This is a genomic window from Brassicibacter mesophilus, from assembly GCF_050433385.1.
GTDB classification, from domain to species: domain Bacteria; phylum Bacillota; class Clostridia; order Tissierellales; family Proteiniboraceae; genus Brassicibacter; species Brassicibacter mesophilus.
Window position 1 is genome coordinate 74,807 of the sequence record NZ_JBNPXI010000003.1, and the last position, 12,769, is coordinate 87,575.

The window sequence follows — 12,769 nt, forward strand, 5'->3', positions numbered from 1 at the left end:
GTATGAAAGAGGTAGAATAACATGTTAAAATTGAAGCATCTTTTTGACAATAGAGATTTGGCTGAAATGCTAGTGAAAAATTGGGAATACGATACACTTTCTTTGGATATGTTTAACTATTATAGAATTTCATCAAACGCTGTTTATCCATTTAAGTATAATGGAAAAACAAGATTATTAAGATTTTCTCCCGTTGAAGAAAAAATTAAGAGTAACTTAATAAGTGAATTAGATTTTATCCACTATCTGAGATCAAATGGCTATCCAGCTTTATGTACTGTAGCTTCAAAAAATAATCAAGAGCTTCTAGAAGTAAGTACACCTTGGGGTGATTATTTTGCAGTTGTATTTGAAAGAGTTGCTGGAGTTCAATTAGGGGAGATAGATTACAATTATGATATTTGCAGAAAACATGGTAAGTATTTAGGTAAATTGCATAAGCTATCTTCAGAGTACAAACCGAAAACAAGATCCCGTTGGTCATATGAAGATGTTCTTCGATGGATCGAAAAGGTACTATCAAATTTTGAAAATGAAGTAAAGGCTATGCAGGAGGTAAAAGAACTAAGATCATATTTGCTAAAACTACCCCAAAATCATACAACTTTTGGATTGATTCATTACGATTTTGAGTTAGATAATATTTTTTATGATCAAACTACTGATACTTTAAGTATTATAGACTTTGATGATACAATGTATCACTGGTATGCAATGGATATTGAACAGGCGTTGGATAGCATAATGAATGAATCATCTTGTGATAATTATTTTGTAATGAAGGATATTTTTATTGAAGGTTACAGAGAAGAATTTTATGTTTCTGACGAGATGCTATCATATATGCACATATTTAGAAGATTTGCAAATTTATATGGTTATGTTAGGATTTTATTATCTTCATCAGAGGTTTGGGACAATGAGCCTGAGTGGTTAGTTAATTTAAGAGATAAACTGACATTCTCTATGAATCAACGTTCAAAGTCATTTGATGTAAAGATAATATAGTAATTATTATTAAGAGGCTGATATTTTGTTAGCCTCTTAATAAAATCAGTTTAGAGCAATAATTAGGGCTTGAAGTCATAATACCGTATAACAATGTACTTGTGCAAGGGTGCACTAGGGTACAAGCCTAGTGCATTGTGCACCACATCCCTTCGCTGGGAGGTAAGGGGACTATCTCTGGGAGTCAGCTCAGGGACATCGCAAATACTGGGGCGTTAGGTGTAATTTTTTTAATAGAGCAGTAGCTTAAAAGTTTTTAGGTTTAATTTTACTGAGACAGGATTGTAAATAAAGATGAGTTTGAGTTAAAGATATTTATATTTTATGAGGTGAAAAATGAAAATCGATAAAAATAAATTATTTCAATCATTTGAATTCTGGTGCAAGAAATTGCGTGTATCTCCATACTGGGATATTCGACTTGAATTTGTTGATGATTTTAACTGGAGAAAAACAGGAGATATTAAGGTTGACTGCGATGATAGAAAAGCGGTTCTTCTTCTTAACATAGCCAATCTAAAACAAGAAAATCTTGAAGAAGTAATTGTTCATGAATTGTTCCATTTGAAAATGTATCCGCTTGACCAGGTTACAGAATCTCTAATTATTGCTAGTTTTGAAGAAGCAACACCTGCATATGATTTTGCATATAGTCAGTTTTTTATATCATTAGAACAAACAGTAGAAGAATTGACAAAGTGTTTTCTTCTTGAGTTTGGTGATAATAAGGAGTTGTCATATGGTAGGTGTAAAAATCAAAAGTCGTATAATGAGCTTTTTGATGGGCTGAAAAAACTTGAATAACTTCATGGAATGACCATATTAATGATGCAAAATATTCTTATAAAACGTAATAAATCAATAGAAAGTTAGAGTAATCTAAGCTCAAAGTGAAGTGGTGAAAACTACATCTAGCAATGCATCTTCGTAAAGGTTCGCAGGGGATTCCTCTAGGGTTTGTCGGAGAAGTATTCCTTACGGGGCGTGCTCACCACATTGTTTCGCTAACCTAGTAATGCCTGCATTAGGTGCTTGGAGCCTCGTAACAATGAGTAGACCTTGTAAGCTCAACGACGTGGCGAGTGACAGACGGTATAGGTAATTTCTGTCTCATAAACTGGAAGAAGGAATTCAACCTTGCCGTCCATGACGAGGAAGATGGGGAGATCATAGCAGACTTTTGAGGCCGTCAGCTCCATTGTCATGTTCTTTGCTGTTCGAAATGATCACGTCAATGAGATGAGTTGCAGCTTAGAAGGATGTAATAATTTTAATAGTAAAGATATATGTTTGCTTAAATGTTATTTTATTACCGTATTAAAACCGAAAAAATCAAGGAAGGAGTAATAATTATGAAACACACAGGATCATGTCTTTGTGGTGAAATTGTTTTTGAGATAGAGGGAGATTTTGAAAATTTCTTTCTTTGCCATTGTGAGCGTTGTCGTAAAGATACTGGTTCGGCACATGCTGCAAATCTGTTTTCTTCCACAGCCAAGTTAAGATGGTTGTCAGGTGAAAATAAAGTAAAAACTTTTAATTTTAAATCAACTGGGCACATAAGAAGTTTCTGCTCTGATTGTGGATCTGCGCTTCCAAATATTCAGATGGATGGAAAACTATTAGTTGTTCCAGCAGGGTGTCTTGACAGTGAAGTACTTATAAAACCTCAAGGGCATATTTACTTAGCAAGCAAAGCTAATTGGGACAATGACTTAGATAAAGTGCCCAAGTTTGATCAGCTTCCAAAAGTGAATAAAACTTGATTGTAAATATGTATAACGAAGAGGATTTGAAAATCAATTCATGGTTCTTGATACCAAGAATCACGCCAACCCTACGGGTCACAAGACTTCATATATTCCTAAGCATTATGTGAAATCAGTCTATCTGGCATAAAATTGGGTCATGGGGGGATCACAATGGCTAGTTTTGAGAATTTAAAACCCATTTATAGAAGTAAATTACGTGTTTTCTTAGGCAAGAGATATTATAGATTGCTTAGATATTTTAATTGGTATTTTGGGAGCAAAAGATATGCAAAAACGAAATATAGCAAGTATCTAGAGAACATATTTTTTTCGCATAGAACACCTTTATATAGAAATTTAAGAAATGTAGATATGTGGTTACAGCATAATAAAGTTGAAAACTTAAAGATAGCATTAAATCGAGTTAATGGAATACTCATAAAACCAGGCGAAACATTTTCATATTGGAAAAGTATCGGTAATCCAACGAGATTTAAAGGTTATAAGAAGGGAATGAATCTTTATTACGGGAAGTTTAGAGCAGAAATTGGTGGAGGATTATGCCAGTTATCGAATCTAATATATTGGATGACATTGCATACACCATTAACAGTAATTGAAAGGCATAGACATAGTTTTGATGTTTTTCCTGATTCTAATAGAACACAACCATTTGGAAGCGGTGCAACGTGTGTTTATAATTATAGAGATTTACAAATTTCAAACGAAACTAATGAAACATATCAAATTAGCATTAGAATCGAAGACGAGCACCTTACAGGTGAAATTAGAACCGATATAAAGCCATATTTAAAATATAGGGTATATGAGAAAGAACATAAGATAACTCATGAATATTGGGGTGGCTATGTAAGACATAATCTTATTAGAAGAGAGATACTAGATATGAATAATAAATTAATAGATGACGAATCCATATGTGAAAATCATGCATTAATGATGTATGAGCCATTATTAGATACAAGTAAGGAACTAGGGATATAAAAAGGACTGATTATCACATAGCACGGTATTTACACAAGGGTGCGCAAGGATAAGTTTTTGGGGGAAACCAGGTGTACAACACCCCTTCACTGGGAGCAAGCTACACTAGGGAAGTAATGCTATGGGGTTCGGTTCAGTGATGATACAAATATAGGATGTTATATGACAATTAATACTGGGTTTCCAAAAACAAACAGTAAGTAGGTGGTAAGAAGAATGTATTTTGATAAATTGATAGGGCTTAAAGAAAGAAACGGGCAAGATATTATTACGAGGCAAGCAGTAAGAGCTATTTCAATTAGAGATGATAAAATTTTAATGGTTGCATCAAACCAAGGAGATTATAAACTTCCTGGTGGTGGAATTAAAAAAAATGAAACACATGAAGAGGCACTATCAAGAGAAATTGTTGAAGAAACAGGTTATAGGTGTAGACGTGTCAGTAGTATGATTGGTAAAGTATTAGAACGTAAAATGGATATGTATGAAAAAGATAAAATCTTTGAAATGACATCGTATTATTACGTGTGTGAAGTATCAAATGATATGGGAGAACAATCGTTAGACGGATACGAAATTGAACTAGCGTTTAAACCAATATGGATTAGTATCAATGAAGCAATTTTAAAAAATATAGAGTTTCAAATGTGTTTGAATAAAGATGATATATGGACTCAACGAGAAAATTATGTATTAGCTAAGATTGAGAGTATGGGGATTAGAGAGTTATTGGCTCTATAAATGATATAGTACTTCCGTATTAACCGTTGCATAGCACGGTATTCATAATATTCTACAGCTTAAGATAAGAGCTATCTAAGGTTGCAAAACATCAGGAATATCCAAAATGTTAGGCAACGTTCAAGTTGAAATTTGTACAAATTAATATAGAAGGAGTTCAGTTTAATGAATTCAGTGAAAGAAGCTGAAAGGCTGATAGATATAATTGATAAAAGTTTGCATTTGCAGAAAGTGGCGTTGGCTTTATATGAGTTAGAAATTGAAAATTGTTATATTGGAGCAGGTGCTATCGTGCAAACAGTATGGAATGTATTAACAAACCGGCCAGCAGATTATGGGATAGATGATATTGATATAGTTTTTTATAATCCTCGAAATCTAGAAGAAAAGCATGAGGAGAAAATCGTCGAGTACTTAAATCAAGAATTAGGAGAGTATCCCTTTTGGCTTGATGTGAAGAATGAAGCAAGAGTTCATTTGTGGTATAGAGAAAAATTTGGGTATGATATTGAATCATATAAATCAGTTGAAAGCGCAATAAATACTTGGCCAACAACAGCAAGTTCATTAGGTGTAAGAAAGATATCTGAAAGATGTTGGGAAATTTATGCACCATTTGGACTAAACGATCTTTTCAAAATGAAGGTTAGGGCTAATAATAGACAAATAACAGAAGATATTTATAATATCAAAGTCGAAAAATGGATTCAGAAGTGGCCAGAATTGGATGTAGTTCAATGGGATGATAGATTAATTCCATTTGTTGAGGATAAAAAGATATTTATAAGAAAGTAGCATTTGAAAAATTTCCTAACAAAGCATTTAGCGCAAAGGTGCACGGATTCACGTATTTGGAACAGTTTAGGTGCGCTACACTTCTTCATTAGGAACAAAGCTCCACCAAGAAGAATGGCTATTGATTCCAACTTATAGACGTCACAAATGCTAGATGTCACACGACACTATAGAAAGGAGTGTAATAATGGCAAGTCATTTTTCAAGTTTAGGAATTCCAATGAGAGATAGAGATAGTTTTTTTGACTATTTCAAGAAATCGTATGAAAGTGGTAAACATATCAATACTGATAAAGGTATGTATACAAGATGGGAAAATAGTTAATATACTGTGGGGTGGTAACGTAATGTATGAGAGAATGCTTAGAAAAGATGTAATTCCAACAATAAATGACATATACGAAACTATTGGAGATGAACGTAGTATATACTTTAAAGAACTTCAAAAGTTTTTAAATAGTTCATATGAACTATGTACTGAACTTCGCTTTCCTTTCGGAAAGAATTATGGTTGGGGTTATAAATACAGTCATAAAAATAAGCATATATGCTATGTGTTCTTTGAAAAAGGTGCATTTACTGTGATGATTCAAATAGGGAAAAATGAATTATCAAAGTTGTATAGTAAATTACAAGATTTATCTCCAAAAACGAAAGATATATGGGAACATAGATACCCATGTGGCGAAGGCGGATGGATGCATTATAGAGTTTTGAATAAAGAAGATTTGGAGGATATAAAAACTCTTATTGTAATAAAAAGAAATCCCGTTAAGAAGTAATTTGGGTAAGGTATTAGAATATGTTACAGCTCCTGAGAGTTTATTTAGATTTAAAAATATGATTGAATTCGACGGTCGTATTCACTATTGCTCTTATGTTACTAAGCATGAATTTGAAGTCTTATCATCAAGAGGGGAAGGCTTAAAAGTCTTAATTTAAAAAGTTTTCATATCTAAAAAATATATTGTGAAGTTGACTTTGAAATTATTTAGGAGTTGAAGTTTATATTTCCAATAGGAGGGGATACAATGTTTCACAGTACTGAAGAGATTATACATAGATTAATTAATAATATTTCTATTATGGACGAAGTACAATCAATTGGAATAAGTGGAAGCAAAAATCCATTTCCCAAAGAAGCGGAAGGAGACATTGATATTTTTATATATTGTAATACTATACCTGATTTTCAGAAAAGGAACGTTATAATGGACGAAATGGGTTACTTATTACAAGAAGGTAAAATTAATGTTTTTGATGAGGGACATTGGGGAATTGGAGATTTTGGAATTATAAATGGTGTTGAAACTTGGTTAATGTATTTTACGGTAAACGAAACATTGAATGAGGTAGAAGCTATTTTAAATGGAGACTATCCAGATAAGTTGGACAATTATTACTATCCAGTAGGCCGTTGTGCAATGTTGAAGAATATTAATATTTTATACGATAAAAATGACTTTTTATATTCTTTAAAAGAAAGATTGTCTGATTATCCTGAAAAATTAGCAAAAACACTTGTACAATATCATTTTGACAAGCTAGAAGACAAAGAAGATTTAGAACGTGCTGTAATCAGAAAAGATGTACTGTTTTACCACTTTGCATTAGATATAGCAATCGATCATTTCCTGCAAGCTTTGTTTGCAATGAATAGAACTTATTTTCCAAGTCGAAAAAGGACACTTCATTTTATTGAAAAATTTAATATCAAACCTGAAAAATGTAATGAAAAATTATTGGAGGTTGTTAACCTTGGCAGTTATTCAGAAGGTATCAATCAATCTTATAAATTATTGAATCATATTATAGATGAGCTGAAGGTGTTATATAAAGAACAATACCTAGGTAACGGTGTGAACTTCCACGGATTGTTCTAGTAAAGCTTTGGAGATTTTATTAGTTCATATTTATATGGAAGTAGGAAGTAAGAGGTAATAATAATTTATATTGAATTTACTGGAGGTAAATATGAAGAAAATAAATTATTTAGCAATAATTTTCTTTCTAATGAATATTTTAACTGCTTGTTCAATCAGTTCGACCAGCACAGATTCTAATCCTAAACTTGAGGATTTAGATTATTTTTGTGATGTTTTAGAAAGAAGTCATAAAAATCTATATGCAAATATATCAAAAAATGAGTTTGAAATAGAAAAACAAAAGATAGCTGAAAAAACGGCTGAAATGAGTGATAGTGACTTCTACTACTCTTTAAAGCATCTTTTATCTATGGTAGGAGATGCACATACCAATATAGCTTTTATAGATTCTCAATATAAACATTTAAATGCATTAGGTTTTGCTGTCAAAAAATATAGTGATGGTTGGCATTTGATGATGCTAGAGAAAGAGAATGAACAATATTTAGGATGTAAATTACTTGCAATAAATGATATGGATATTAATGATATATTTACTCGTGCTAAAGAAATTATGAGCTATGAAAACGAAGCTTGGGCAGAAAATAGTTTTTCAAACACTATCAATTTCAGAGAGCCATTAGAATACTTAGGTATTATTGAAAAAGGAGAACCAATCCTACTAAAAGTAGAAGACAGTAGCGGAAATAAGCAGTCATTTGAAATTAAATCAATGAATGAACAAGAAGTTGCAGGAGCCAAAATTTCAAGTGTTGTTCAAAAAACCACTCCCAAAACTGTTTTGCGTGGAGTTTACAGTGCTATGCCACTGGATAAAAGCTGCTTTTACATACAATACAACAGTTGTCGAGAAGCACCAGAACTTTCTATGAAAAAATTTGTGTCAAGTGTAAGCAACGAAATTAAAGAAAATAACTATAAAAAAGTAATTATAGACCTGAGATATAATTCGGGTGGCAATTCTAGAATATTTGAACCTATGATTTCAGAACTGTCAAAACTGCAAAAAGACAGTTATTTTAAAGTATATACAATCATAGGAAAAAATACATTTTCATCTGCAATTATTAACGCAATACAAATTAAAGAACAGTTACACAGCATACTTGTAGGAATACCAACAGGCGGAAATGTAAATAGCTATGGTGAGTTAAAAAGCTTTACTCTTAAAAACACTCCTGTTACTGTATGGTATTCAACAAAGTATTTTGAATTAATTAAAGGATACGAAAAAGATTCACTTTACCCGGATATTTATGTTGAACAAATTTTTGAGAACTACTTAAATGGAGTAGACAGGGAAGTAGATATGATTTTAGAAATTAAAGGCTAAAGTTTAAATTCCTATTATAAGGATTATTCACACATATTATTTGTATTATATACAACATAAATTTAACGGGGATATTTAAGGGTGACATATCCTGTTGCACTCTGAATTATGGGGAGTGGGGTTTGTAACTTCGAATAACAAAGTACTCGCACAAAGGGCAAAAAGCAGGAAGGATATTTCGAAAAGGCTGCCTTGACTACATCCTCCAGACTAAGATAAGAATTATCTAAGGCTGGAGGATGTAGTGAGTGCCAGCCTTTGAACTAAACCGCTGAAGTGGCGTTGAAAACCAAACAAATTAAATCGTATATAATTTTTTACTGATACTCATAAATAAGCTCTTTTTGCAAGTAGTTGGGAATTATACAAAAAATATTAAATATATTCATTGAATCTTTTTGGTAAAAAAGTAAACAAAGATTTATTAAAAACATATACACAAAATAAGAAAGCTTGAAATACCATAGCATGGTGGTCTGCTACATCGTTCAACTGATTGTATCTGAAAATGAAAAAAGCATAAAGTGGTTATAGCTCTTGATTAATGAGTGTGGATATCGAGGATTAATTATTTTGTGCTTTCAACTTCAGATACAATCCTGAGAGTTGGCGGAAGACTTTAATATCGGAGGAATAGGTTATGAATAAAGATAATGTTTTAATAGTTTATTTTTCAGGTACTGGTAGTACAAAGCGAATTGCTGAAACTTTTGAGGAAATATTTAATGAAAGACATTATTATACAATTAAATACCCATTGGATTTAAGCATAAAAAAATCATTATCTACTCAATATAATGAAATTATTCATAAAGTAAAATTATTACTTGTAATTTATCCTGTTTATGCTTTTGATGCACCACAACCTGTTTATGATTGGATTGAGGACTTGACATTTGAAAATGATATTCCGACAGTTGTGATATCTGTATCAGGAGGTGGCAATATATGGCCAAACACTTTATGCAGAGTATCTTGCATTAAAGCACTAGAAAAGAAAGGTTACAAAGTATTCTATGAGAAAATGTTAGTAATGCCGTCAAATTTTGTGGTTAAAACGAATGATGATTTGAGTATGTGGCTATTAAAAAAAATCCCTGTAGTAACCAACAAGATTGCAAATGATGTTATTATAGGGAAAAGACATAGAACAGGATTCAAAATAGGTACAAAGTTCATACATTTATTTTCAAGAATAGAAAAGAAGTATTCAGGATTATTTGGTTTATCATTAATGACAAAAGAAAGTTGTAATGGATGTGGATGGTGTGCAAAAAATTGTCCAAGTAATAATATAAGCATGGTTGAGGAAAAGCCGATATTTTCAAACCAATGTATAGTTTGTATGCGTTGTATATATGGATGTCCTTTAAAAGCTATTTATACTGATAAATATAAATTTATTATCATAAAAGATGGATATAGTATAGAAAGTATAGAAGAAAGAATGAAAGAGAAAGAACTCCAACCAGTTAAAAAGTGTAGTAAAGGATATTTGTGGTCTGGAGTAAGAAAATATTTATTAGAAAAAGATTAAATTCACAAGTTTTTTTGCTGGAGATGAAAACAATATAGAATTCAACAACTATGTTAGTGATTTTATAGATCAAGAAATTGAATTAAGGGTAATTGAACAAAAGCTTAAAGTGGCTTGGTTTTTGCTAGTCCCAATGTTTTACTGAAAACGTGTATAACATCGGGACTAGCAAGAATGTTAGTAATCATATGGGTCATATATTTTGTTAACAGATTAATATGAAAGGTAGAGGTTGAGAAAATGAGAATGCTTGTAAGAATGTTCCTTTTAGGTTTATGTGCAATATTGCTAAGTTCTTGCAATAAAACACATAATGGTAGTCGTATCAATTCAGAAAAAATAACTGAAGAGAGTAGTGAATCAATTAGCGTGACAGCAGATGATGATAACAGTTTTACAGGAATATTTAAGTATGATTATGAAAATGATTCGGAAGATTTGATTGAGGACCATTATATAGTTCTTGAAATCGTTAATGGCAAGCTTCAAGGAAGGTATTATGGGACAAGCGATGAGTTTGATGAAGTACGAGAAGGCTACTATCCAGGATTTTTTGTGGCTAATATGCAAAACTTAGAAATTGTAGATGATGTAATCACATTTAGTGTTGAGGTACAAGAAAGTGACTTATTTAGCAAAGAAATTAGTGTAGAGTACAAAACTAGTGGAGAAATTCCATTGGACGAGAACCCTATATGGGAGAATAGACATATTATAGAGGGAGTAGAACAGAACCCTAGACACTATACCGGGAGAATAGTTGATGGAGAAATACTCTTAGAAGTAGAATATGGGACACGTGTTTTTAAAAGAGTAGAGTGAGATGAATTTACGTCCACTAACATACTATTTGTATACATTTCACTAAAAGCATGTAGAACATCATAACATGTTTATAATAAGCGTTTTATACTTTAAACTGCATAGATTGCATAGCTTTTGTTTTGAAAATTAGTACAATTTTAATAGGGAGGTGATTTTGTGAGTTGGCTTTCAAAAATGAATGTGGCTGTTAACTATGTTGAAAACAATCTTCTGGAAAATATTGATTTATCGGCACTTGCTAAAATTCTATGTTGCTCAAAGTATGAGTTCCAACGACTATTCTCATTTATCGTTGGAGTTCCAATGTCTGAATATATCATGAAACGTAGATTGACTTTAGCTGGATATGATATACGAAATAGCAACGATAAAATCATTGATATAGCTATAAGATATGGTTATGGATCCCATTCTTCATTTTCACGTGCTTTTAAGAAATTTCACGGTATAACTCCATCATTAGCACGTAATAATGAGAATGCAAGATTGGAAGTGTATCCACATTTCACCTTTACATTAATGGTTGGAGGATTAAGTGAAATGGAACACAAAATTATTGAATTACCTGCAGCAAAAATGGCACGTTCTGGTGATAGAGACATTTGGGAATTTGGTGAGTGGTGGCCAACTATTGCTGCAAAAGAGAAGGGGGTGCTTTTTCCAAAAGATTTTTGGTGGAACAATGAAAGAACTGGTCGTCCAGAGTGGTTATATGCTATTCAAGAAGGCTTAACAGATACGAATGGATATGAGGTATTTGATTTTCCAGGCGGATTATATGCAGTAACGACTTCTTATGATGAAGATGACGAAAAGACAAAAGCTTTTTTTGCTTTAAAAAAGTGGGTAGAAGATAGCGAATGTTTCGAGATTGCTAATGAAATCAATGACCCAACTTATCATAACCGTTATGGAATGGGACATGTGTCTACGCCTCAAGGATTTACAAGGCATCAATTTACAATGTTTATACCAATCGTTAAAAAGAAATAGTAGAACAGAGATTTGGGGATCTAGTTCTTAAATGTAACAGAAGCTAACCGCTATGCGAAATTGGTTATAGGCTGAAATATTCGAGTATGAACAATTCATAAAAAAGGAGAAGATATTATGCCATACCCAGAAAAATTAAAAAAATCATTACATAAACACAATGTTGATGAATCGATTATTAATCAAATTTTTAAAGGACATGAAGATTTGGATGATAAAGCATCTAAAAGAAAAAAGATATCCTTCTTTACTCAAGCAATGGAAAAAATGGATGAATTGATGGACTATGATACAAAATATGAAATTATTGATTGGTGTGCTTGTTGTAAAAGTGGAAACCGTGATAAAGATGTTAAAAAACTAGGAAAGGAATTAAAGGGGAAAAACCTTGAAGAAAAATTGAAAGCACTTTGGGAAGTGCCTAATATGGGTAAGCCTATATTAGACGAAGATGGTAATATTAAAACAGGAATATATTACCAAGGAGAAGAAGGTTTTAAATGTGCATGTCCTTGTCTTCATGATGAAAAAATTGGAGAATCTATATCATCAACTTATTGCCTATGTTGTGCAGGTCATTTTAGGTATCATTATCAAAATGCATTAGGGGTTAAATTGAAAACTATTGGAGTATTATCATCTCCAATTACAAGTTTGGGAAAAGAACCATGCGAATTTGCTTTTGAAATTTTAGAATAACTTATTATTATACTAGAATACTGAGGTTATGAGGTGTTTACTCGTAGGATAGTTACCATCACCTAACAAAGAATTTACAGTTACCCTGAACCCCAGCCAAATTCATTTTCCAGTCCAATTCTGGCTAGGGTTCATGAACCTTGTAAACTCAAGAACGTTAGCGTACCAAGAAAGCTTAGCAATTCTTGTAAGGTGA

General features: G+C 32.1%; 15 protein-coding genes. All 15 read left to right on the plus strand.

Features of this window, described 5'->3' with window-relative positions; translation table 11 throughout:
* The first annotated feature begins 21 nt into the window (after positions 1-21).
* The 15 genes from HNR33_RS05290 to HNR33_RS05360 all read left to right on the plus strand — a co-directional run bounded on the left by HNR33_RS05290 (position 22) and on the right by HNR33_RS05360 (position 12,573).
* Positions 22-1,008 (plus strand): phosphotransferase enzyme family protein, encoded by a 987-nt coding sequence (locus HNR33_RS05290; RefSeq protein ID WP_429080887.1) that lies wholly within the window; start codon positions 22-24, stop codon positions 1,006-1,008.
* Between the two features lie 336 nt (positions 1,009-1,344).
* Positions 1,345-1,812, plus strand: a complete 468-nt coding sequence (locus HNR33_RS05295; RefSeq protein ID WP_429080889.1) for a hypothetical protein — start codon at positions 1,345-1,347, stop codon at positions 1,810-1,812.
* 548 nt (positions 1,813-2,360) lie between these two features.
* Complete coding sequence (locus tag HNR33_RS05300) at positions 2,361-2,774, plus strand: GFA family protein (RefSeq protein ID WP_429080890.1); 414 nt, start codon at positions 2,361-2,363, stop codon at positions 2,772-2,774.
* A 156-nt stretch (positions 2,775-2,930) separates the two neighbouring features.
* Complete coding sequence (locus HNR33_RS05305) at positions 2,931-3,764, plus strand: VanW family protein (RefSeq protein WP_429080893.1); 834 nt, start codon at positions 2,931-2,933, stop codon at positions 3,762-3,764.
* A gap of 216 nt (positions 3,765-3,980) precedes the next feature.
* The gene (locus tag HNR33_RS05310) at positions 3,981-4,505 is read left to right on the plus strand and encodes an NUDIX domain-containing protein (RefSeq protein WP_429080895.1); all 525 of its coding nucleotides are present in this window, start codon (positions 3,981-3,983) and stop codon (positions 4,503-4,505) included.
* A 165-nt stretch (positions 4,506-4,670) separates the two neighbouring features.
* On the plus strand, positions 4,671-5,300 hold the full coding sequence (locus HNR33_RS05315; RefSeq protein WP_429080898.1) for a nucleotidyltransferase family protein: 630 nt from the start codon (positions 4,671-4,673) through the stop codon (positions 5,298-5,300).
* A 187-nt stretch (positions 5,301-5,487) separates the two neighbouring features.
* The gene (locus tag HNR33_RS05320; RefSeq protein ID WP_429080900.1) at positions 5,488-5,625 is read left to right on the plus strand and encodes a hypothetical protein; all 138 of its coding nucleotides are present in this window, start codon (positions 5,488-5,490) and stop codon (positions 5,623-5,625) included.
* A 22-nt stretch (positions 5,626-5,647) separates the two neighbouring features.
* Entirely contained in the window at positions 5,648-6,082 is a 435-nt protein-coding gene (locus HNR33_RS05325; protein ID WP_429080902.1) for a DUF3788 domain-containing protein, read from the plus strand.
* A gap of 1 nt (position 6,083) precedes the next feature.
* A complete protein-coding gene (locus HNR33_RS05330) occupies positions 6,084-6,242 on the plus strand; it encodes a hypothetical protein (RefSeq protein WP_429080904.1) in 159 nt (52 codons plus the stop codon).
* Positions 6,243-6,331: 89 nt separating this feature from the next.
* Complete coding sequence (locus tag HNR33_RS05335) at positions 6,332-7,183, plus strand: DUF4037 domain-containing protein (protein ID WP_429080905.1); 852 nt, start codon at positions 6,332-6,334, stop codon at positions 7,181-7,183.
* A 91-nt stretch (positions 7,184-7,274) separates the two neighbouring features.
* Complete coding sequence (locus HNR33_RS05340) at positions 7,275-8,519, plus strand: S41 family peptidase (protein WP_429080907.1); 1,245 nt, start codon at positions 7,275-7,277, stop codon at positions 8,517-8,519.
* A gap of 640 nt (positions 8,520-9,159) precedes the next feature.
* Positions 9,160-10,056, plus strand: coding sequence for an EFR1 family ferrodoxin (locus HNR33_RS05345; protein WP_429080909.1), 897 nt, complete (start codon positions 9,160-9,162; stop codon positions 10,054-10,056).
* A 240-nt stretch (positions 10,057-10,296) separates the two neighbouring features.
* Positions 10,297-10,878, plus strand: coding sequence for a hypothetical protein (locus HNR33_RS05350; RefSeq protein WP_429080912.1), 582 nt, complete (start codon positions 10,297-10,299; stop codon positions 10,876-10,878).
* A gap of 159 nt (positions 10,879-11,037) precedes the next feature.
* Positions 11,038-11,874 carry a helix-turn-helix domain-containing protein gene (locus tag HNR33_RS05355; protein WP_429080914.1) on the plus strand — a complete coding sequence of 279 codons (837 nt, stop codon included), beginning with the start codon at positions 11,038-11,040 and terminating at the stop codon, positions 11,872-11,874.
* Between the two features lie 117 nt (positions 11,875-11,991).
* Positions 11,992-12,573, plus strand: a complete 582-nt coding sequence (locus tag HNR33_RS05360) for a hypothetical protein (protein WP_429080916.1) — start codon at positions 11,992-11,994, stop codon at positions 12,571-12,573.
* Positions 12,574-12,769 lie beyond the last annotated feature (196 nt).

Coding starts and splice junctions, on each gene's coding strand:
- HNR33_RS05305 (WP_429080893.1), top strand. CDS start 2,931: ATGGCTAGTTTTGAGAATTTAAAACCCATTTATAGAAGTAAATTACGT.
- HNR33_RS05345 (WP_429080909.1), top strand. CDS start 9,160: ATGAATAAAGATAATGTTTTAATAGTTTATTTTTCAGGTACTGGTAGT.
- HNR33_RS05360 (WP_429080916.1), top strand. CDS start 11,992: ATGCCATACCCAGAAAAATTAAAAAAATCATTACATAAACACAATGTT.
- HNR33_RS05315 (WP_429080898.1), top strand. CDS start 4,671: ATGAATTCAGTGAAAGAAGCTGAAAGGCTGATAGATATAATTGATAAA.
- HNR33_RS05295 (WP_429080889.1), top strand. CDS start 1,345: ATGAAAATCGATAAAAATAAATTATTTCAATCATTTGAATTCTGGTGC.
- HNR33_RS05350 (WP_429080912.1), top strand. CDS start 10,297: ATGAGAATGCTTGTAAGAATGTTCCTTTTAGGTTTATGTGCAATATTG.
- HNR33_RS05320 (WP_429080900.1), top strand. CDS start 5,488: ATGGCAAGTCATTTTTCAAGTTTAGGAATTCCAATGAGAGATAGAGAT.
- HNR33_RS05335 (WP_429080905.1), top strand. CDS start 6,332: ATGTTTCACAGTACTGAAGAGATTATACATAGATTAATTAATAATATT.
- HNR33_RS05290 (WP_429080887.1), top strand. CDS start 22: ATGTTAAAATTGAAGCATCTTTTTGACAATAGAGATTTGGCTGAAATG.
- HNR33_RS05325 (WP_429080902.1), top strand. CDS start 5,648: ATGTATGAGAGAATGCTTAGAAAAGATGTAATTCCAACAATAAATGAC.
- HNR33_RS05300 (WP_429080890.1), top strand. CDS start 2,361: ATGAAACACACAGGATCATGTCTTTGTGGTGAAATTGTTTTTGAGATA.
- HNR33_RS05340 (WP_429080907.1), top strand. CDS start 7,275: ATGAAGAAAATAAATTATTTAGCAATAATTTTCTTTCTAATGAATATT.
- HNR33_RS05310 (WP_429080895.1), top strand. CDS start 3,981: ATGTATTTTGATAAATTGATAGGGCTTAAAGAAAGAAACGGGCAAGAT.